The 20379-nt window shown below is 63.8% G+C and carries 22 protein-coding genes; 8 read left to right on the forward strand and 14 right to left on the reverse strand.

The annotated features are described in order from the left end of the window. Positions 1-183: 183 nt before the first annotated feature. The 3 genes from BUA36_RS07510 to fnr are packed head-to-tail and all read left to right on the forward strand — an operon-like array spanning position 184 to position 1566. Positions 184-402 (forward strand): YgaP family membrane protein, encoded by a 219-nt coding sequence (locus BUA36_RS07510; RefSeq protein ID WP_072783080.1) that lies wholly within the window; start codon positions 184-186, stop codon positions 400-402. Then, positions 402-752: an RNA polymerase sigma factor gene (locus BUA36_RS07515; RefSeq protein ID WP_229255640.1), complete on the forward strand. Its 351-nt coding sequence runs from the start codon at positions 402-404 to the stop codon at positions 750-752. Before BUA36_RS07510 ends, BUA36_RS07515 begins: the two co-directional genes overlap by 1 nt. A gap of 55 nt (positions 753-807) precedes the next feature. After that, positions 808-1566 carry a fumarate/nitrate reduction transcriptional regulator Fnr gene (fnr, locus tag BUA36_RS07520; RefSeq protein ID WP_072783659.1) on the forward strand — a complete coding sequence of 253 codons (759 nt, stop codon included), beginning with the start codon at positions 808-810 and terminating at the stop codon, positions 1564-1566. On the opposite strand, the gene BUA36_RS07525 is transcribed toward fnr, so the two are convergent. The 13 genes from BUA36_RS07525 to BUA36_RS07585 form a co-directional block, all read right to left on the reverse strand. Further along, complete coding sequence (locus BUA36_RS07525) at positions 1567-2064, reverse strand: FixH family protein (RefSeq protein WP_072783082.1); 498 nt, start codon at positions 2062-2064, stop codon at positions 1567-1569. Positions 2065-2075: 11 nt separating this feature from the next. Then, on the reverse strand, positions 2076-3461 hold the full coding sequence (gene ccoG / locus BUA36_RS07530; RefSeq protein ID WP_072783085.1) for a cytochrome c oxidase accessory protein CcoG: 1386 nt from the start codon (positions 3459-3461) through the stop codon (positions 2076-2078). After that, positions 3458-4420, reverse strand: coding sequence for a cytochrome-c oxidase, cbb3-type subunit III (gene ccoP / locus BUA36_RS07535; protein WP_072783088.1), 963 nt, complete (start codon positions 4418-4420; stop codon positions 3458-3460). The genes ccoG and ccoP overlap by 4 nt, the downstream gene beginning before the upstream one ends. Then, a complete protein-coding gene (locus BUA36_RS07540; protein WP_072783090.1) occupies positions 4413-4580 on the reverse strand; it encodes a cbb3-type cytochrome oxidase subunit 3 in 168 nt (55 codons plus the stop codon). Before BUA36_RS07540 ends, ccoP begins: the two co-directional genes overlap by 8 nt. 1 nt (position 4581) lies before the next feature. Further along, complete coding sequence (gene ccoO, locus BUA36_RS07545; RefSeq protein WP_072783092.1) at positions 4582-5196, reverse strand: cytochrome-c oxidase, cbb3-type subunit II; 615 nt, start codon at positions 5194-5196, stop codon at positions 4582-4584. A 13-nt stretch (positions 5197-5209) separates the two neighbouring features. Then, positions 5210-6631 (reverse strand): cytochrome-c oxidase, cbb3-type subunit I, encoded by a 1422-nt coding sequence (ccoN, locus tag BUA36_RS07550; RefSeq protein ID WP_072783094.1) that lies wholly within the window; start codon positions 6629-6631, stop codon positions 5210-5212. Positions 6632-6722: 91 nt separating this feature from the next. After that, positions 6723-6884: a cbb3-type cytochrome oxidase assembly protein CcoS gene (gene ccoS, locus BUA36_RS07555; protein ID WP_072783096.1), complete on the reverse strand. Its 162-nt coding sequence runs from the start codon at positions 6882-6884 to the stop codon at positions 6723-6725. After that, positions 6884-9346: a heavy metal translocating P-type ATPase gene (locus BUA36_RS07560; protein ID WP_072783098.1), complete on the reverse strand. Its 2463-nt coding sequence runs from the start codon at positions 9344-9346 to the stop codon at positions 6884-6886. Before BUA36_RS07560 ends, ccoS begins: the two co-directional genes overlap by 1 nt. Beyond that, entirely contained in the window at positions 9325-10077 is a 753-nt protein-coding gene (locus BUA36_RS07565) for a sulfite exporter TauE/SafE family protein (protein WP_072783100.1), read from the reverse strand. The genes BUA36_RS07560 and BUA36_RS07565 overlap by 22 nt, the downstream gene beginning before the upstream one ends. Before the next feature lie 7 nt (positions 10078-10084). After that, on the reverse strand, positions 10085-11497 hold the full coding sequence (hemN, locus tag BUA36_RS07570) for an oxygen-independent coproporphyrinogen III oxidase (protein ID WP_072783102.1): 1413 nt from the start codon (positions 11495-11497) through the stop codon (positions 10085-10087). 6 nt (positions 11498-11503) lie between these two features. Continuing rightward, positions 11504-13141, reverse strand: a complete 1638-nt coding sequence (locus BUA36_RS07575) for a methyl-accepting chemotaxis protein (protein WP_072783104.1) — start codon at positions 13139-13141, stop codon at positions 11504-11506. Between the two features lie 140 nt (positions 13142-13281). Further along, positions 13282-13707: an inner membrane protein YiaA gene (yiaA, locus tag BUA36_RS07580; protein ID WP_072783106.1), complete on the reverse strand. Its 426-nt coding sequence runs from the start codon at positions 13705-13707 to the stop codon at positions 13282-13284. 43 nt (positions 13708-13750) lie between these two features. Continuing rightward, positions 13751-14686, reverse strand: a complete 936-nt coding sequence (locus BUA36_RS07585; RefSeq protein ID WP_072783108.1) for a DUF808 domain-containing protein — start codon at positions 14684-14686, stop codon at positions 13751-13753. A 106-nt stretch (positions 14687-14792) separates the two neighbouring features. Between BUA36_RS07585 and BUA36_RS07590 the strand changes: the two genes are divergently transcribed. Together BUA36_RS07590 and BUA36_RS07595 are read left to right on the forward strand one after the other, a co-directional pair. Continuing rightward, positions 14793-15431: a LysE family transporter gene (locus tag BUA36_RS07590; protein WP_072783110.1), complete on the forward strand. Its 639-nt coding sequence runs from the start codon at positions 14793-14795 to the stop codon at positions 15429-15431. An 89-nt stretch (positions 15432-15520) separates the two neighbouring features. Further along, positions 15521-17410, forward strand: a complete 1890-nt coding sequence (locus tag BUA36_RS07595; RefSeq protein ID WP_072783112.1) for a FecR family protein — start codon at positions 15521-15523, stop codon at positions 17408-17410. A gap of 7 nt (positions 17411-17417) precedes the next feature. On the opposite strand, the gene BUA36_RS07600 is transcribed toward BUA36_RS07595, so the two are convergent. Beyond that, positions 17418-17900, reverse strand: coding sequence for a phage regulatory CII family protein (locus BUA36_RS07600; RefSeq protein ID WP_072783113.1), 483 nt, complete (start codon positions 17898-17900; stop codon positions 17418-17420). A 116-nt stretch (positions 17901-18016) separates the two neighbouring features. On the opposite strand from BUA36_RS07600, the gene BUA36_RS07605 reads away from it, so the two are divergent. The 3 genes from BUA36_RS07605 to BUA36_RS07615 are packed head-to-tail and all read left to right on the forward strand — an operon-like array spanning position 18017 to position 20322. Continuing rightward, positions 18017-18745, forward strand: a complete 729-nt coding sequence (locus tag BUA36_RS07605; RefSeq protein WP_229255641.1) for a hypothetical protein — start codon at positions 18017-18019, stop codon at positions 18743-18745. Position 18746: 1 nt separating this feature from the next. Further along, complete coding sequence (locus BUA36_RS07610; RefSeq protein ID WP_072783117.1) at positions 18747-19508, forward strand: DUF2491 family protein; 762 nt, start codon at positions 18747-18749, stop codon at positions 19506-19508. A 28-nt stretch (positions 19509-19536) separates the two neighbouring features. Continuing rightward, positions 19537-20322: a coiled-coil domain-containing protein gene (locus tag BUA36_RS07615; RefSeq protein WP_072783119.1), complete on the forward strand. Its 786-nt coding sequence runs from the start codon at positions 19537-19539 to the stop codon at positions 20320-20322. The last annotated feature ends 57 nt before the right edge of the window (positions 20323-20379 follow it).

Consider the following 20379-nt stretch of genomic DNA (forward strand, 5'->3'; position numbering starts at 1 on the left):
TGATTCTCCTTTGATAGTTAGCGATTAAATCGTGTTCGATGTGTTTATGAATGAACTGTAGCGCACAATTCAATCGTATGCAATAGGAATTTTTTCACTATTTTTTGAAACCTGCGCATCCAGATCCGTGTTAGCCGCCTCTTAGCTGGCGGGGGACTTCCTCGGCAACCGTTAGAGAGCAAAATGTTTTACGTTAAAAATGTACCGGGCTGGGAGCGCGTGCTGCGCGTAGTGCTGGGTCTGATCGTTGCCGCCGGCGCGCTGGCGCTGCTGGGCGGCGTCTGGGGCACGCTGCTGGCGCTGTCGGCCGCCGGTATCGTCGCGTCCGGCCTGGTGGGCTTTTGCCCGATGTGCGCCATGGTGGGCCGCCGTCTCGATAAAGCAGCAAAACAGGGAAAATAATGAGTCTTGCGCAACTACATCTGCCAGTGCTGGACGCTGCCCATCGCGGCGATCCGGCGGCGCTGGCGCAGCTGCTGCGGCTGTGCCAGCCGGACATCCGCCGCTATGCGCAGCGCAATTGCCTGATCGGCGATGTCGATGACGCCGTGCAGGAAGCCTTGCTGGTGCTGTCGCGCAAGCTGTCGTCGGTACGCCTGCTGGCGGCGTTTTCGGGCTGGCTGTTTCAGATCGTCAAGCGCGAATGCCACCGGCTGGCGCGCACGGCGCTGGGCCACGATCCGTGGGACGACGAGCGTGCCGAGCAATGGCTGGCCAGCCAGGATACGACGGGCTTGCACGTGAATACCTGATTGGATGACTGCGGAATAGCCGCCAAAATCACACCCGATGGGCTACACTAGCCGCATGATACGAGAACTTCCTTCGCTGGTGATCCCCGGCGCAACGATAGAGGTCCTGAAGGCCAGCTGCGCATCGTGCAGCATGCACCAACTGTGCCTGCCTATGGGACTGGACAACAACGATATGGAACGGCTGGACCAGATCATCGGCCGCCGCCGCAAGGTTGCGCGCGGCAGCACGCTGTTCCGCATTGGCGATCCGTTCCAGAATCTGTACGCCATCCGCCTTGGCCACTTCAAGACCTATCAGGTCAACCGTGAGGGCGCGGAACAGATCACCGGCTTCCAGATGGCCGGCGAGCTGCTGGGCATGGACGCGATCAGCGCCGACCAGCACCATTGCACCGCCGTTGCGCTGGAAGACAGCGAGGTCTGCGAAATTCCATTCGCCACCCTGCAGCAGCTGCTGGCGGAAATGCCGACCCTGCTGCGCCACTTCCACCGCATGATGAGCCAGGAAATCACGCGCGAACAAAGCGTAATGCTGTTGCTGGGGAATATGCAGGCGACCCAGCGTTTTGCCGCCTTCCTGGTCAACCTGTCGTCGCGCTACGAGGCGCGCGGCTATGCGGCCAATATCTTCCAGCTGCGCATGTCGCGCGAAGAGATCGGCAACTACCTGGGGCTGACGATTGAAAGCATCAGCCGCCTGCTGTCGAAGTTCAAGAAGGAAGGCCTGGTGCGCGTCAGCAACCGCGAAATCGAGTTGCTGGACCCGCGCATGCTCAAGGCGATTACCGCCGGCACGGCAACCTGCGGTTAATCAGTCCGGCAGCAGCGCGACGCCCTGCTGCACCGGATATTTCCAGGCGCCTGCGAGGCGCCAGTCGCGCTTCGGTCCTTCCACCAGCACAATCCAGCGGCTGCGCTCCAGCATGGGCAGCGCGACGCTGAAGGCGCCGTTCTCATCCGGCACCAGCACCATGCGGATATCCTTTTCCGGCAGCGTCGCGTGCGACAGATGCAGCATCAGCGGGCCGGTGTCCTTGCGGTTGATGCGGCCCGTCAGCAGGCCGTTGGCGGCATCGTAGCCGAGCGCCACCGACAGGCCCATCTGCGCGGCCACGCGGTCGCGGCGCAAGTCCTGATTGATGGCCTTGCCTTCCTTGTAGTAATCGCCCACCACCAGCGGATCGGCCGACGAGGTGGCCAGCCAGGCCGTGTAGGTGCCGGCCACCACCACGATGGCCGGGCCAGCCATGAGCAGCCAGGGCCAGCGTTGTTTCCACCATGGGGTGACGGGCATGACAAGTGTATTCATGACGAAGCTCCTTAGCGCGGCACGATGAAGACCGCGGATTCTTTCACATGCAGCGATGGGTCATCGACTGCGGTCAGGGTGACCTGGATCTTGTTCGAGCCGGTCTGGCCGGTGCCATGCGCCACGCGCAGGCGTACCGGATAGGCTTTGGTCTCGGTGGCCTCGACCATCACGTGGTCGGCGGTGGCTTGCGCCAGCGTTGGCAGGCCGCCCACGGCTATCTTGTACAGGTGGGCTTTTTCCGAGGTGTTCATGATCTGCAGGCGGTAGACGTTTTCTATCATGCCGTCTTCCACTTCGCGTCCCATCGAGCCGCGGTCGCGGATCACGTCCAGCTTGAGCGGCGTGCGCAGGAACAGCGCGCTACAGGTGGCCAGCACAATCAGGCCCAGCACGGCGGTGTAGATCTTCACGCGCGGCCGCATGGCGCGGCGGCGGATCTCGGTTGGCGTCATGTGGTCTTCCATGGCGCGTTCCGTGCTGTAGCGGATCAGGCCGCGTGCCTGGCCGGTCTTGTCCATCACGTTGTTGCAGGCGTCGACGCAGGCGGCGCAGCCGATGCACTCGTACTGCAGGCCGTGGCGGATGTCGATGCCGGTCGGGCAGACCTGGACGCACAGCGAGCAGTCGATGCAGGAGCCGCCGTTGCCGTGGGTGTTTTTCGACAGCGGACCGCGTGGCTCGCCGCGCTGGCTGTCGTAGGTGATGATCAGGGTGTCGCGGTCAAACATCGAGCTCTGGAAGCGGGCGTAGGGGCACATGTATTTGCATACCTGCTCGCGCATCCAGCCGGCGTTGCCGTAGGTGGCAAAGCCGTAGAACAGTACCCAGAACCATTCCCATGGGCCAAAGTTCAGCGTCACCACTTCGCCCATGAGTTCGGTGATCGGCGTGAAGTAGCCGACAAAGGTAAAGCCGGTCCACAGTGCGACCGCGCCCCAGGCCAGGTGCTTGGCGCTTTTCTTGGCGTACTTGCGCAGCGATGGCGGCTGGCGGTCCAGCGCAATGCGGGCGCTGCGCTGGCCTTCGATCTTACGCTCTATCCACAGGAAGATTTCGGTGTAGACCGTCTGTGGACAGGCGAAACCACACCATACCCGGCCGGCGATGGCGGTGGCCAGGAACAGCAGGTAGGCACTGATGATGAGCAGTGCCGCCAGATAAATAAAGTCTTGCGGCCACAGGACAAGTCCGAAGATGTAGAACTTGCGGGTGGTCAGATCGAACAGCAGCGCCTGTCGGCCATTCCACTGCAGCCAGGGCGTGCAGTAGAAGGCTAGTTGCGTCAGCCATACAAACAGCCAGCGCAGACGGGCATAACGGCCGTCGATCTCGCGCGGATAGATCTCCTCGCGCTTTGCATACATCTTGATGACTTGTTCCTGTGGGGCGTTCATTTTGTATCTGCTACGGGTGGGTCGGCCGGTATGGCTGGCGCGGGTTGTTTGGGATCGTTCGACAGGCTCCAGACGTAGGCTGCCAGCACGTGGACCTTGGCCTCGCCCAGGAAGTCGGCAAACGCCGGCATGGTGGTGGTGCGGCCTTTGTTGATGGTTTCCTTGATGGTTTCCGCGCTACCGCCGAACAGCCAGATCTTGTCGGTCAGGTTGGGCGCGCCGAGCATCTGGTTGCCCTTGCCGTCCGCACCGTGGCAAGCCATGCAGGCGCCGAACTTGTCTTTGCCGAACACCGCCTTGATCGGGTCGTGGGTCGAATTCGACAGACTCAGCACGTAGTGCGCCACGGCCTCGACGTCCTTGTCGCCCCCCACCGCAGCGCCCATCGGCGGCATGGCGCCAACGCGGCCGTGCATGATGGTTTCCTTGATGGTTTGCGGTGCGCCGCCAAACAGCCAGTCCCTGTCGGTCAGGTTAGGGAAGCCTTTGTTGCCGCGTGCATCCGAACCGTGGCACTGGGCGCAGTAGGTCAGGAACAGGCGCTCGCCGATCGCGTGGGCCTGTGGATCGGCGGCCACGGCCTGCAGGTCCTGCTTCTGGTACTTGGCAAACAGCGGACCGAAGTCGGCGTCGGCCTGTTGCAGCTCGCCCTCGTACTGGCCGGTCGATTTCCAGCCCAGCGTGCCGGCGTAGGTGCCGAGGCCGGGATAGAGCACGAAGTAGGCCAGGCCGAAGATGATGGTGATGTAGAACATCCACATCCACCAGCGCGGCATCGGCGTGTTCAGCTCGGTCAGGTCTTCGTCCCAGACGTGGCCGGTGGTGTCGATCTTGCCTTCGGCGGTCTTGGCGACCTTGACCTTGGACTGCGAATACAGCAGCACGCCGCAGCCGATCACGCCCAGCAGCGTCAATGTCACGATGTACCAGTCCCAGAAGCCATTGGTGAAATCAGCCATGATGCAGGTCCTCCTCGTCGGCAAACGGCAGGCGGGCGGCGCTGGCGAAATCGCTTTCCTTGTGGCTCACATAGGCCCACCACAGGATGCCGGCAAAGGTGATGAACGAGATGACCGTCATCACGCTGCTGGCGTGGTCGAACAGGTTTTGGAGTGCCATGTTAGTTCCTCGTCTTGATCAGGGTGCCCAGGCCTTGCAGGTAGGCGACCAGGGCGTCTTCTTCGGTCTTGTCCTTGAGTTCTTCCGGTGCGGCGGCGATCTCGGCGTCGCTGTACGGCACGCCCGTGATGCGCAGCGCCTTCATCTTCGGCACGATCTCGTCCGGGACCAGCGCGGTCTTGGCCAGCCATGGGTAGTTCGGCATATTCGATTCCGGCACCACGTCGCGCGGATTGTTCAGGTGGGTGCGGTGCCATTCGTCGGAATAGCGGCCGCCCACGCGCGCCAGGTCGGGACCGGTACGCTTGGAGCCCCACTGAAACGGATGGTCGTAGACGAACTCGCCGGCCACCGAGTAGTGGCCATAGCGCTCGGTCTCGGCGCGGAACGGCCGTACCATCTGCGAGTGGCAGTTGTAGCAGCCTTCGCGGATGTAGATGTCGCGGCCGGCCAGGCGCAGTGGCGAGTACGGCTTCAGGCCCGCCACCGGCTCGGTAGTCGATTTCTGGAAGAACAGCGGGGCAATCTCAACCGCACCGCCGATGCTGACCACCAGCGTCACCAGGGCGATCATGAGCCAGGGATTTTTCTCAATCCATTCATGTGAAAATTTCATACGAACTCCGTTATCAGGCGTGGGCAGGGTTGACGGACGGGATCACGGCAACGGCGGTATCGCGGTTGCGCAAGGTCATCCAGGTGTTGTAAGCCATCACGCACATGCCGCTCAGGTACAGCAAGCCGCCGGTGAAGCGCACCACGTAGTACGGATAGGTGGCTTTGACGCTTTCTGCAAAGGTGTAGGTCAGCGTGCCGTCGGCATTCACTGCGCGCCACATCAGGCCTTGCATCACGCCGGCAATCCACATCGCGGCGATGTACAGCACGATGCCGATGGTGGCGACCCAGAAGTGCAGGTCGATCAGCCGGGTCGAGTACATCTTCTGTTCGCCGGCCAGGCGTGGCAGCAGGTAGTAAATCGAACCCATGGTGATGAAGCCGACCCAGCCCAGGGCGCCGCCGTGAACGTGAGCGATGGTCCAGTCGGTGTAGTGCGACAGCGCGTTGATGGTCTTGATCGACATCATCGGGCCTTCGAACGTGGCGATACCGTAGAACGACAGCGAGACGATCATGAACTTCAGGATCGGATCGGTGCGCAGCTTGTGCCAGGCGCCCGACAGGGTCATCATGCCGTTGATCATGCCGCCCCAGCTAGGCGCCAGCAGTACCAGCGAGAACACCATGCCGATCGACTGGGTCCAGTCCGGCAGCGCGGTGTAGTGCAGGTGGTGCGGACCGGCCCACATATAGGTGAAGATCAGCGCCCAGAAGTGCACGATCGACAGGCGGTACGAGTACACCGGACGTTCGGCCTGCTTCGGAATGAAGTAGTAGACCATGCCCAGGTAGCCTGCGGTCAGGATGAAGCCCACCGCATTGTGGCCATACCACCACTGGATCATCGCGTCCTGTACACCGGCATACACCGAGTACGATTTGAACAGCGAAGCCGGCATGCTGGCGCCGTTCACCACGTGCAGTATGGTCACGGCGATGATGTAGGCGGCAAAGAACCAGTTGGCGACGTAGATGTGTTTGACGCGGCGCTTGATGATGGTGCCGAAGAACACGATCGCGTACGAGATCCATACAATCGCGATCAGAATGGAGATGGGCCATTCCAGTTCAGCGTATTCCTTGCCGCGGGTCAGGCCCATGGGCAGGGTAACGACAGCGCTCAGTATCACCGCCTGCCAACCCCAGAAGGTAAAGGCGGCAAGCTTGTCCGAGAATAAACGCACCTGGCAGGTGCGCTGTACCACGTAGTACGAGGTAGCAAACAGACCGCAGATGCCGAACGCAAAAATAACCGCGTTAGTATGCAGCGGACGTAAACGGCCATAGGTCAGCCATGGTATGTCCAGATTCAGCGCCGGCCAGGCCAGCTGGGCGGCAATGATAACGCCGACCAGCATGCCTACGACGCCCCAGACTACGGTCGCAACAGCGAACTGTTTGACGACCTTGTAGTTGTAGTGTTGTTCCAATTTTGTTCTCCCCAGAACACTTTGATGATGTAGGTCAAAGGTTACTTAGGGGAACCTTAAAAATCCTTGATATGGATCAAAAACCGCCGGATCACTTGTGATCTGGAGGTGGCAAGTCGTCGTCTTGCAGGATGCGCAGCGCCGGGCCGACCAGGTCGTCGAACTGGCCGTCGTCGGACGCGCGGAAGAACACCCACAGCGCGGCAAACACCAGCACCACGCTGAGGGGGATGAGCAGGTAGAGGGCTTCCATCAGCGCAGCTTTCGCAGGCGCAGCGCGTTCAGCACCACCACGGCGGAACTGATGGCCATGCCGACCCCGGACAGCCAGGGATTGAGCAGGCCGACGGCGGCGGCAGGAATCGCGGTGACGTTGTAGACGGTGGCCCAGCCCAGGTTCTGGCGGATCACCTGCATGGTGCGTGCAGCCGTGCGCGCGCTGTCCGCGACTGCGCCCAGGCGGCCGTGGAGCAGCACCGCATCGGCATGCGCCTGTGCCAGCGCGGCGCCGCTGCCCATGGCAAACGACACATCGGCCGCACCCATGACGGCAGCGTCGTTGATGCCATCGCCGATCATCGCCACCACGCAGCCGCGTCGCTGCAGCTGCTGGACAAAGCTGAGCTTATCGGCCGGCAGGTAGCCGCCGACCGTGGTTTCGATGCCCAGCTGGTCGCCGACGCGGCGTGCCAGCGCGTCGTCGTCGCCGCTGACCAGCACCACTGTCTTGCCGTGCCTGCGGAAGTAATCGACCGTGTCCTGGGCGTCGGGACGCAGGCCGTCGTGCAGGTGGAAGCAGGCCAGCCACTGGCCTTCCGCGCCCAGGTAGACTGGCGTGACGCCGTCGGGCACAGCGCGTGAAGGCGGCAGGCCGCTGATGCCGCTGACGAACTGCATGCTGCCCAGGCGATAGCGGCGGTTGTGCACCATGCCTTCCAGGCCGCAGCCGGCAACCTCCTGTAGTCCGGTGGCGCTCCAGTTTTGCGATCCCGCTTCCACGGCGGCGTTGACGATGGCGCGCGCCAGCGGGTGGGCGCTGCCGGTTTCCATCGCCGCCGCGACTTGCAGGCAGAAGTCGGTCCGCATCGCGGCCAGCTGCTGCGTCTTTTGCAGCACCGGACGGCCCCAGGTCAGCGTGCCGGTTTTATCGAGCACGATGTGGGTGGCGCGGTGCAGCGTCTCCAGCGTTTGCGGACCGGTGACCAGCACGCCCTGGCGCAGCAGCTGGTCGGTGGCGGCGGCCAGCGCGGTCGGCGTGGCCAGCGACAGCGCGCACGGACAGGACACCACCAGCACCGCAATCGCAATCGGCCACGCGCGCACCGCGCTGCCGTCGAGCCAGAACCAGGCGCAGAATGCGGCCAGCGCAAACACCAGCAGGCCGGCGACAAACCAGGCGGCCACGCGGTCGGCCCATTGCGCGATGCGCGGCTTTTCGCCGCCGGCGCGGTTAATCAGTTTAATCAGGTCGGACAGGGTGCTGTCCGCCGCGCGCCTGGTGACGCGCGCGATGACCATGCTGCCGGCATTGATGGCGCCACCGGGAATCGCATCGCCCTTCCGCTTCGGCACGGGCGCGCTTTCGCCGCTGAGCAGCGACAGATCGAGCGAGGTGCGGCCTTCCACAATGATGCTGTCGGCAGCGACCGCTTCACCCGGCTTGATCAGTATCAGGTTATCCACCGCCAGCGCCGCCGCATGCACGATGGTGATGGCCTGGCTGGCCGGGTAGTTTTCCAGCAGCGAGGCCGATGCCGGCAGTGCGTGTTGCAGGCGTTCCAGCGCCGCACCGGCCTTGCGCCGTGCGCGCAGTTCCAGGTAGCGGCTGCACAGCAGCAGGAAGATGAACATGGTGACCGAGTCGTACCATACCTCGCCCTGGCCGCTGAAGGTGGCAAGCACGCTGGCGCCAAACGCGGCGGCGATGCCCAGTGCAACCGGCACGTCCATGCCCAGCGAACGCGCGCGCAGGCTGGCGACGGCGCCGCGCCAGAACGGCAGCGCCGAGTAGCAGATCGCCGGAAGCGTCAGCAGCAGGCTGGCCCAGCGCATCAGGGACGCCATGCTGGCGTCGAGCGTGCCGTCTTCCGCGAGGTAGGCCGGGGCGACATACATCATCACCTGCATCATCGACAGGCCGGCCACGAACAGCTGGCGGCCCAGCGTTCTGGCGGCGCGGCGCTGCTGGTCGGCGTGGCGGCTGGCGTCGTAGGGATAGGCGGCATAGCCGATGCCGTGCAGCGCACCAAGGATGTCGCCCGGTTTGCAGTTGTCCGTGTGCCAGCGGACGTAGAGTTTTTCCGTGGCGACGTTGAGCTGTGCGCTGTCCACGCCGGGCAGGCGCGCCAGGCGTTTTTCGATGAGCCACACGCAGGCCGCGCAGCGTATGCCTTCCACGGTGAAGGTGGATTCGCGGCTGTCTTCATCGAGCGCGAAGCGTGGATCGGCGTTGTCGTACAGCTGCAGTTCCGGCGGCAGCTGCTGCGCGCCTTCCGCGCTGGCGGCGTAGGCGGCGCGGTCGCGGTAGTAGCTTTCCTGTCCCAGCTCGACAATGGTTTGCGCCACTGCCGCGCAGCCGGGGCAGCACATCGTGTGCTCGACGCTGGCGATGCGTACTTTCCATGGCGCGTCATCGGGCACGGACTGGCCGCAGTGGTAGCAGAGCGCCGGCGCGCTGCTGTTTAAGGGTGTGGTTAAGGGTGTGGTGTCAGGCATAACATATTCATCCATTCGGGCGTGACGCCACCCGCTGCGCGGGCAAGCCCGATCACGCCAAATGCCAGCACCAGCAATCCGCAGGCGATACGCACAGGACGGCGCTGCATGGCGTGCTGCAGGCGCGCGCCCAGCAAGCCGAGACCCGTCAGCATGGGCAGCGTGCCCAGGCCGAAGGCCAGCATCATGGCCGCGCCATCGGCGGCCGAACCGCTCAGCATCGCGGTGGTCAGCGCGCTGTACACCATGCCGCAAGGGAGCCAGCCCCACAGCGCGCCCAGGGCCAATGACTTGGGTGCGGTATCGGCGGGCATCAGCGGTTTCATGGCGGGCGCGATGCGGCGCCACAGTACGCGGCCGCCCTGCTCCAGCACAGCCAGGCCGCGCCAGGCGTTCATCAGATACAGGCCAAGCGCCACCAGCATGGCGTTGGCCAGCCAGTAGAAGCTGAGCTGCACGCCGGCCACTGCGGCCATGTTGCGGGCGCCGCCAGCGAGGCCGCCTGCCAGTGCGCCGGCCATCATGTAGCTGCCGATGCGGCCGGCGTTGTAGGACAGGATGTGCGGCAGCACGCTGGCGCGCGCGCTGGTGATGGGGATGACGGTGCTGGCCGGCACGCGCGGCTTTGCCGTGGTGGACATCGCCGTCACAATGCCGCCGCACATGCCTGCGCAGTGGATGCTGCCGGCCAGGCCGACCACAAACACTGGCAAGAGCTGTGCGGCGTTCATGTCATCCTCAGATCGTTTTCGAGTAGCGCATCGGTTGCGGTGCGATGTCGTGGGCCAGGCCCAGGTAGCGGTCGAACACCATGCAGATATTGCGGATCAGCAGGCGGCCTTTGGGCGTCACGGAAATCCATTCATCGTCGATGGTCAGCAGGCCGTCATCGGCGAAGGCTGCCAGCTTGTCCAGCTCCACCGCAAAGTACTGACGGAACTTGATCGGGAAGCCCTGTTCGATCGACGACATCGATAGCTCGAAATTGCACATGAGTTTTTGAATCACGATACGGCGCAGCAGGTCATCGTTATCCAGCTTGATGCCGCGCGTGACGGGCAGGACGCCGCTCTCGAGTTTTTCGTAGTACGCGTCCAGCGTTTTTTCGTTCTGGCTGTAGGTCGCACCGACCGCGCTGATGGCCGACACGCCGCACGAAATCAGCTCGGCTTCCGCGCGTGTCGAGTAGCCCTGGAAGTTGCGCTGCAAACGGCCCTGGCGCTGGGCGATCGCCAGCTCGTCTTCCGGCTTGGCGAAATGGTCCATGCCGATGTAGATGTAGCCGGCGTCGCACAGGCGCTTGATGCACATGGCCAGCAGCTCCAGCTTGACCGCTGGCGTCGGCAAGTCGGCTTCCGCAATGCGGCGCTGCGGCTTGAAGATGTGCGGCAGGTGGGCGTAGTTGTACAGCGCGATGCGGTCCGGGTTGGCGGCGACCACTTTCTCCAGCGTTTGCGCCATGCTGGCCATGGTCTGCTTGGGCAGGCCGTAAATCAGGTCGATGCTGATGGAGCGGAAGCCGGCTTCACGCGCTGCGTCCATCACGGCGCGCGTTTCCGCTTCCGGCTGGATGCGGTTGACGGCTTTCTGCACGTCCGGATCGAAGTCCTGCACGCCCAGGCTGATGCGGTTGAAGCCTTGCGCGCGCAGGCTGCGCACGCGTTCCACGCTGACTGTGCGCGGATCGATCTCGATCGAATACTCGCCTTGCGCGTCCGAGGCGAAATCGAAGTTCGCGTGCAGGTGCGTCATCAGGTCGCCCATCTGCTTGTCGCTCAGGTAGGTCGGCGTGCCGCCGCCAAAGTGCAGCTGCTCGATCTGGCCCATGCCGTCGAACAGCCGGCCCTGCATATCGATTTCCTGCTTCAGGTAGCCGAGGTAAGTGGCGGCCTTGCTGTGATCCTTGGTGACGATCTTGTTGCAGCCGCAGTAGTAGCAGATGGTGTCGCAGAACGGGATGTGAATGTACAGCGACAGCGGCCGGCGGCTGCGGCGCATGCGCAGGCTGGCCACCGCCTCCAGGAACTGGCCATAGCCAAAGTCGTTCTGGAAGCGGTCCGCAGTGGGATAGGAGGTGTAGCGTGGTCCCGACTGACTCAGCTTGCCGATGACGCGCGCATCAAATTCAACGGGTGGGAAAGGCGTATTCATGATCTCTTAGGCGGCCAGGCGTTTCACGGAAGTGGAAGGCGTTGATGCTGCGGCACGGGCCGCGCGCGAGACGCGGGCCGGGCCAAATTTGAACAGGCTCACGGCTTGTGTCAGGCCGCCCGCTTCCAGCGCCAGGCTGGCGGTGGCGGCGGCGGCTTCTTCCACCAGTTGCGCGTTCTGCTGCGTGACCTGGTCCATGTGGGCGATGGCCGAATTGACCTGGTCCACACCGATGCTTTGCTCGTGCGAGGCAACCGAGATTTCTTTCATGATCGCGGTCACTTGCTGTACCGAGGCCACCACTTCCTTCATGGTGGCGCCAGCGCGGTCAACCTGCGCCATGCCGGCGCTGACCTTGCCGACCGAGACGTCGATGAGGTTCTTGATGTCCTTGGCGGCCGTGGCGCTGCGTTGCGCCAGGTTGCGCACCTCGCCGGCGACGACGGCGAAGCCGCGGCCCTGTTCACCGGCGCGCGCCGCTTCCACCGCAGCGTTCAGCGCCAGGATGTTGGTCTGGAACGCGATGCCTTCGATCAGGCCGATGATATCGACGATCTTGCGCGAGGAGTTGTTGATCTCGTCCATGGTGGCGATGACGTCCGCCACAATCTCGCCGCCTTGCAGCGCCACGCTGGAGGCGTTCTGCGCCAGCCTGTTGGCCTGTTCGGAGTTGTCGGCGTTCTGCTTGACGGTCGATGAGAACTGTTCCACGCTGGACGCGGTTTCTTCCAGGCTGGCCGCCTGCGCTTCGGTGCGGCCCGACAGGTCGGCGTTGCCGGCGGCGATCTGGCGCGTGGCCACCGCCATGGTTTCGACGTTGACGCGCACGTCGCGGATGGTGGCGATCAGGTTGCTGTTCATCTGCTCCAGTGCGCGCAGCAGCTGGCCCACTTCGTCGGTGGCTTCGGTTTCAAAGGTGCCGGACAGGTCGCCGGCGGCAATCGCGCGGGCGCCTTGCAGCGCGCGGCCCAGCGGTTGTAGCACCGAGACGCGCAGCGTGTACCACAGGAAGACGTTGATCATCAGGCCGACGAAAGTGGCGGCAAAGATGCCGTAGTTGTTGGCGCTGGTGCCGTTCAGCAGTGCGGCGCCGCAGACGATGATCTGCAGCATGTTGACCACGCTGGTGGCGGCCCAGATGCGGAAGCCCAGCGAGACATGGCTCAGGCGCGACAGCAGCGTGCCGACGCCAGGACGGATCACCTGGCCGTTCTTGATGCGGATGCCGTGATTGGCTTCGGTGCGGATCGCGCGGTAGGCTTCTTCTGCGCGCGCGATCTGGTGGCGTTCGGCCCGGGTACGTACCGACATATAGCCGATGGTGCGGCCATTTTCGCGGATCGGCGTGATGTTGGCGCGCACCCAGTAGTGGTCGCCGTTCTTGCAGCGGTTTTTTACGATGCCGGTCCACGGTGTGCCGGCCTTGATCGAGGACCACAGGTCGGCAAACGCTTCGGCCGGCATGTCCGGATGGCGCACGATGTTTTGCGGCGCGCCCAGCAGCTCATCTTCACTGAAACCGCTGATCTGGGTGAAATACGGATTCACATACGTGATTTTGCCGTCCAGGTCAGTTTTCGAGACGATGGCCTGGTCTTCCAGGACGACTACTTCGCGGTTGGTAACAGGTTGATTGTTGCGCATAACGTAACTCCGGCTTAGTTTATTGCTTTATCGCAATAGATATGGCCAGTTTACGTAGTCCGCCGGTCGAATTTATTGATTTAGATCAAATTTGCCCGGATTGGACCAGTGCAGCGTCCGTCTAGGATGAAACCAGGTGATTAATTGGATTGTTCAGGGCTGACGGCCTTCAGCGCGGCCACATCGCGCACGTTTTTTTGCACGGTGACGGCCGCGAACAGGCTTAACAAAAATGCCATGGCGTAGAAGCCTTTTTCACTGGGCGCCAGCGTGGCATTCCACAGGCCGACCACCAGCAGCAGGATCGACAGCAGCACCGAGAACCAGCACAGGCCGAAGTACATGCCTGTCACCGGAATGCCGTCGTTACGGTCGCGCACCGACTTTTGCAGCGAGATGGCGGCAAACAGGCCGTACATCAGGATGGTGAAGTAATAGCCTTTTTCGTTGAGCTGCATGCTGGCGTTCCAGAGACCGATCAGATAGGTCGCGGTACCGGCCAGCAGCGCAAGCCAGGCGGCGCCGATGAAGGCGGCAGTTGGGCCTTGTTGGGTTTTGGTCGTCATTTTTACTCCTTGTGATGGGTGAACGCGTATCGAAGCAGAACAGTTAGCCAGGCTTTTTCACCATGCGCAGGATTTTGCCGCCCGCACTGACCACCGCCAGCGTCAGCGCACCGGCAATCAGGCCCGCGACGGCATCCAGCAGGCTCGGGACCACGGCGCCGAGCAGCGCGCCGACGCTCGGCACCTGCGTCACCGCTTCGGTGGCATGGTGGATCAGGTCATGGGCAAACGGCAGGCCGTGGGTCAGGATGCCGCCGCCGACCATGAACATGGCGACGGTGCCGACCACGCCCAGCAGCTTCATGAGCTTGGGCGCGGCGCTCAGCAGCACGCGGCCCAGCGCCCGCACGGCGGCGCCGCCGCGCTGGCTCAGGTACAGGCCGGCGTCATCCATTTTGACAATCGCGGCGACCAGGCCATACACACCCACCGTCATCAGCAGCGCGATGCCGACCACCACGGTTACCTGCTGCAAAAACGGCGCTGCCGCCACGGTGCCCAGCGCGATCACGATGATCTCGGCCGAGAGGATGAAATCGGTGCGTACGGCGCCTTTGATCTTGTCTTGTTCCAGCGCGACCAGGTCCACGTCCGGGTTGGCCAGCGCTTCCTGCAGCTGGTGCTGGTGGCCGTCGTCGTCCTTGTGCAGCAGGCTGTGGGCGATTTTTTCAAAGCCTTCAAAGCACAGGTAGAGACCGCCGAGCATGAGCAGCGGCGTGATGGCCCACGGCGCAAACGCGCTGATGGCCAGCGCGGCCGGCACCAGGATGGCCTTGTTCTTCAGCGAGCCGACGCCGACCGCCCACACCACGGGCAGCTCGCGTTCGGCGCGTACGCCGGCCACTTGCTGCGCGTTCAGGGCCAGATCGTCGCCGAGCACGCCGGCGGTCTTCTTGGCCGCCATTTTGCTCATCAAGGCGACATCGTCGAGGATGGTGGCAATGTCATCGATGAGTGCGAGCAGGCTGGAACCGGCCATCTTGAAAGTCTCCCTGAAAAGGTATGGTTGGAAGGGCAATATTAACCCATGCAAGCGGCGCGCCGATACCGCTACAATGTGGACTACCTATTTGACTGGACCGACCATGAGCTTCGCTACCTGGATTACCTTTTTCGTTGCCGCCTGCATTATTGCCGTGTCGCCCGGTTCGGGGGCGGTGTTGTCGATGTCGCATGGTCTGTCGTATGGCGTGCGCCGTACCAGCGCCACCATTTTCGGCTTGCAGAGCGGCCTGATGCTGGTGTTCTTCATTGCGGGCGCCGGTGTGGGCTCGCTGCTGCTGGCGTCCGAGGTCGCGTTCAATATCGTCAAGACGGTGGGCGCGCTGTACCTGATCTACCTGGGCCTGAGCCAGTGGCGCGCCAAGGTCACCATCGGCGAGCAAAAGCATGCGGAGGTGGTGGTGCCGACGGTGAAAAAACGCTTCATGACCGGCTTTCTGACCAATGCCACGAATCCGAAGGGCATCATCTTCATGGTGGCCGTGCTGCCGCAGTTCATTACCCACGACGCGCCGTTGCTGCCGCAGTTGCTGATCCTGGCGGTGACCATGTGCTGCATCGATCTGGTGGTGATGCACAGCTATGCCTTCCTGGCCTCGTCGATGCAGCGTTTTTTCCGCGATGCAGGCGCGGTCAAGAAGCAAAACCGGGTATTCGGCGGCTTGCTGATGGCGGTGGGTGCGGCGCTGTTCTTCGTCAAGCGCGGCGGCGCCACTGCTTAATTGCAACACATTTTGTAACCTCGTGTAACCCGTGTAGTCGAACCCGAACGTGCGGCGTTAAATCAGGCATAACCACAGGAGACGCTGCCATGGGCCGCAAACTGATCCACACCGTCGTGCTGGCCGCTTTGGCCGGCTTTAGTGCGTTGGCGCTGGCTGACGACCCGCCTGCGATTGTCGGACGCATCTCCAGCGTGCAGGGCCAGGTGACGCTGGTGGGCGACGGCGATCCGGTCGGCGCCTCGCTGAACTGGCCGGTGACGGCGTTCAATCACATCAACACCGCCAGCGGTGCGCGCACGGAATTCCGCGTCGGTTCGACGGCGGTGCGGGTCGACAGCGATTCGGACCTGGAAATCAGCGCCATGGATGACGACTTGCTGCGCCTGCGCCTGAACTACGGCAGCGTCAGCATCCGCGTGCGCAGCCCCGAGCTGCTGCGGGATTTCGAACTCAGCACGCCACAGGCGCGCATTACCATGATCGAGCCGGGCGTGCTGCGCGTGGATGTCGACCGCACGCCCGATACCAGCCAGATCAGCGTGCTGGCCGGCAGCGCGCGTGTGGATGGCGCCGGTTCGTCAGTCGTGGTGAGTAACGGCCGTCATGTGGATATCAGCGCGGAAGACGTCCGCACCAGCGTGGCGCGGCGTGATGGCTTCGACATCTGGGCCGAAGACCGCGACCGCCTGGACAGCACTACCACGACCACCCGTTTTGTCTCGAGCGGCATCACCGGCTACGAAGAACTGGACCGCAATGGCACCTGGGTCGACAATAACGAGTACGGCCCGCTGTGGACGCCGCGGAATGTGGCGCTGGACTGGGCGCCGTACCGCGACGGCCGCTGGATCTGGCTGGCGCCGTGGGGCTGGACCTGGGTCGACAATGCGCCGTGGGGCTATGCGCCATCGCACTATGGGCGCTGGGTGATCGTCAACCGCCGCTGGTGCTGGGCGCCGGGGCGGCCGGTGGGGCGGCCGGTGTGGGCGCCGGCGCTGGTCGGCTGGGTGGGCGGCAATGGCGGTCCGCACCATCCGGGGCCGGGGCTGGGCTGGTATCCGCTGTCGCCGCGCGACCGCTTTGTGCCGACCTACCGCGTGTCCACGGATTACGAGCGCCGGGTCACATGGACCCACAACGGCAAACCGTTCACCCCGCGTCCGGACTGGAATGGCCAGCGCGATGGCCTGACCGTGCTGCCGCGCGACCAGTTTGAAGGCCGGCGCTACGTGCCGGTCAACCGCTCCGTGATCCCGCCAGCGACGTTTGTAAAAGGCGTGGCGCCGGTGGCGCCGCCGCAGCCGGCTGGCCAGCCGCGCACCCTGACCACCAACCGCGGTGGCTGGGGCGATCGCGACCATGATGGCGTGCCGGACCGCTTTGAGCGCAACGACCGGCCGGGGCGGGTGATTACCACCGCACCATCGCAGCCAGTGCCGGCGCCGGCGCAGCAGCCGCCAGGACGCATCAGCACGTTGGCGCCAAACCAGTTTGGCGAGCGCGATTCGCGGCCGCAGACCATCAACCCTAACGATGTGCGGATTGAGCTGCGTCCGCGTTTCAATCCGCCGCAGCAGCCAGGCGCTGGCGCTGGCCAGACGCAAGTGTCGCAGCAGCAGTCGGTGGCGCCGGTGTTGCAAGTATCGCCGCCGGCCCAGCAGCAGCAACCGGCGCGCGACCGCTTTGACCGCGGTGGTGATGACAGCCATCGTCGGTTCCGGCCGGCGGACGAGCAGCGTCCCGATCCCCGCCCGCAACAGCTTCAGCCGCAGGCCCAACCGCAGCAGCAGCCGGCAGCCCAACCGCCGCGTCAATTCAACCCGCCGCCGCAGCAACAGGCGCAACCGCAGCAATCAGCGCAGCAGCAGCAGCAACCAGCGCAACAGCAGCAGCGTGAAAACCGCAGCGAACAGCGGCGCGAACCGGAACGTCAGCGTGACGAAAACCGTGACCGCCGCAAGCAAAACCAGCAATAACTTCGGTTTATTCTTGCGCCTTGAGGCGCAGGCGGGCGCGCCATTCACCCAGGGCGGATAGCGCGCCCTGGAATTCGCGTTCGATCAGATCGGCTTCCGCTGCCGTGACTTTGCCGTCCATGAGTGCGCTGGAGACGGCTTCCGCGACCGCACCTACCTGGCTCATCACCTTGCACACCGTCTGCGACAGATCGTCTGCGCCGATGGTTTCCGGCGTTGGCACCACAAACGCCGCCATGCCATGGCGGACCAGCAGCGCGTGCAGCGGCAGGTGCGCGTCCGCCACGCCCGCCTTGTGGCACAGATGCACTACCGTTGACACCTCCTCAAACGAGGGATAGTGCGAGGCGATCGTCGGTGCCAGCTTGTTGCGCAGGACGTTGACGGAAATCCCCATTGCCTGCGCCAAAGCGTCGATGCCGCCGGGATAGGCGCGCGCCACCTTGTAAAGCGCGTCGTGCTGATTCATGTCCAGGTATTTGCGAGTCATGGTGAAGCGTGCCTTTTATTACCGATGCAACCGCCAACGCGCGGCGCTATGCTGTTTTTCATACAACTTCCTTGTGAAAAGACATCATGAAGTCTCTTCGATCTGCGCTGCTTTTGATGGTTTGCATAGTCTTTGCCAGCAATGTCCCGGCGCTAGCGCGGCCGGCTTCACATTCTGGCACATCGTCGTCGTATAAAAGTGGATTTTCTTCACAAAAGAGCAACTCCGCCGCGCACAGCCGCCCGGCGCCGCCTGCCGCCAACCGCCAGAGCGGTCCCGGCGCGTTCGGCCAGCAGACAGGTTCGCCGGCGCAGCCGCAGCGCGCGACGTCGGCCATGTCGCGCGACGTCGACCAGAGCGCGGCCCGCGCCAACGCGCTGAAGACGCTGGATGAGCGCCGCGCCGCCGCCAATGCGCCGCCACCGCTGCCGCCGCTGAACGATAGCCTGCGCCAGCCGCAGCAGGCACGCGCGCCGGTCTACCAGCTGCCGCCACCGGTGTACGCGCCGCCCGCCTCGGGCAGCAATGCGCTGATGCATGGTGTGCTGGGCTTCATGCTGGGCCGGGCGATGAGCCAGAGCCATCAGCCGGTGGCGTATCCGACCACGCAGGGCAGCCAGCCTGTGCCGCAAGCCGGCGCCGCCACGGACAGCGCGGGCATGGTGACCGGCATGCCGGGACTGGGCACTCCTGCGCCTGCGCCGCAGCCGTCTTTCGGGGCCAGCGTGCTGCGCTGGTTTGTGTGGCTGATGGTGTTGAGTGCCCTGGTCTGGCTGGTGGTGTATTTCGTTCGCAAGCTGCGCCGTCTGCGTGCTGCGCCAAATTATTCGTTTGAAAGGAATTGAGATGGGATGGTCGGATGCTTACAACTATCTGCGCGGCAGCGTGGCGGCCAAACCGGCGGATGACGCCCTGCCGCTGGGGGCGCGTATCGGCAGCCTGGTCGGCATACAGCAGTCGCCGCTGCTGCGCGCGGTGGCGGACGGTTCGCTGATCGGGCTGCCGGAGGCGGCGGATACGCGCATCGTGGCGGTGTCGCAGCTCAGGCTGAAGCAGTCGGGCGGCTTGTACCGCTACTACCTCGACACCGGCGACCGCGACGACCAGGAGAAGTTCCTCCAGGTCTACCAGAACGCCAGCGGCGAAGTCAGCGAGATCATGTACTGCACCCAGCTGGCGCGCGTGATTCCGCAGACGGTGGAAGACCAGGACGCTTACACGGGCCAGTCCGGCGCCGGACTGGGCGACCGCAGCTACACGCTGTGGCGCCAGCAGCTGGAAGATGATCCCGGCCTGGACCTGGACCTGATCTTCGGCGCCAGCGATGGGCTGGACTACTGGCGCGACGCCGGCGATCCGGAAGCGGGCTTCATGCCGCCGTTCACGGGCACCGAAGTCCGTCTCGACGACGCCAGCGGCCGTACCGGCTTGCGCCAGGAAATGTATTTCATGCCGTACGTGCGCCAGCTGCGCGGCGGCGGCCACGAATATCTGCTGATCACGACGGAAATCATCCACAGCGTGAACGGCGATACCAGCAAACGCGGAATCCATGTCGACTTTGTCATTGGGATTCCGGTGGAGCAGCAACGCATCGTTATCCAATGATGCGCAACTTTGAATGAGGAAGACTGACATGAGCAACTTGAATGGCTGGGGCCTGACGGCACGACTGATTTCCAAGCACTTCGGCGCGCTGGGCAATCGCGTCTCCGAGGCCATCGCCAACTTCGATCCGGAAACCGCCACCGAGGCCGACCGCGACCGCCTGGCCGACAATCTGCGCAGCGCCGCCCAGAAGCTGGCCGCCGCCCGTACCGCATTCGACAAGGAGGCCGGCGACGTGGTCAAGCTGCGCCAGCTGATCGCCACCGACGAGCAGGCGGCAGGCACGCTGGCCGAACGCCTGGCCAGCGGCAAGATTGCGGAATCCACCATCACGCTGTTCTGCGACGAGCTGGAGGCCAACAAGGCCCGCTTGCCGCAGGAACTGCAGGAAGAAGCCGACGCCAGGCAGTACATGGATGAGCTGCAAACCATTGTCGATGCCTTGTCGAAACAGCTGTCGGAGTTTGACGCGCAGGCCAAAAAGGCGATGCAGGCGCTGGCGTCGGCCCGCGCCCAGCAGGATTTGCAGCAGCTGCGTGCCGACCGTCAGGCCCAGCTGGCTGGTCTGCAAGGCATGCGCGGCCAATCCAGCGCATTGGCGGCGCTGACCCGCCGCGCTGACACCATCCGCAATGACGCCGAAGGCCTGCGCATCGTGACGGACATCGGCCAGAAGCCGCTGGAGCAGGCCGCCGAGCTGGAGGCGATTCGCAAATCGGTGGGCCAGCCGGCGCTGGGCAATGAGTCGGCGCTGGCCCGTTTGCAGCGCCTGTCCGGCCAGCCGGCTGAGCCTTTGGCGCTTGCAAAGTCCTGATCCAGCTACAATATAGGCCGTAGACGCCATTTGGCGTCTGCGGTTTTTTATTGAATG

The organism is Duganella sacchari, from assembly GCF_900143065.1.
GTDB classification, from domain to species: domain Bacteria; phylum Pseudomonadota; class Gammaproteobacteria; order Burkholderiales; family Burkholderiaceae_D; genus Rugamonas; species Rugamonas sacchari.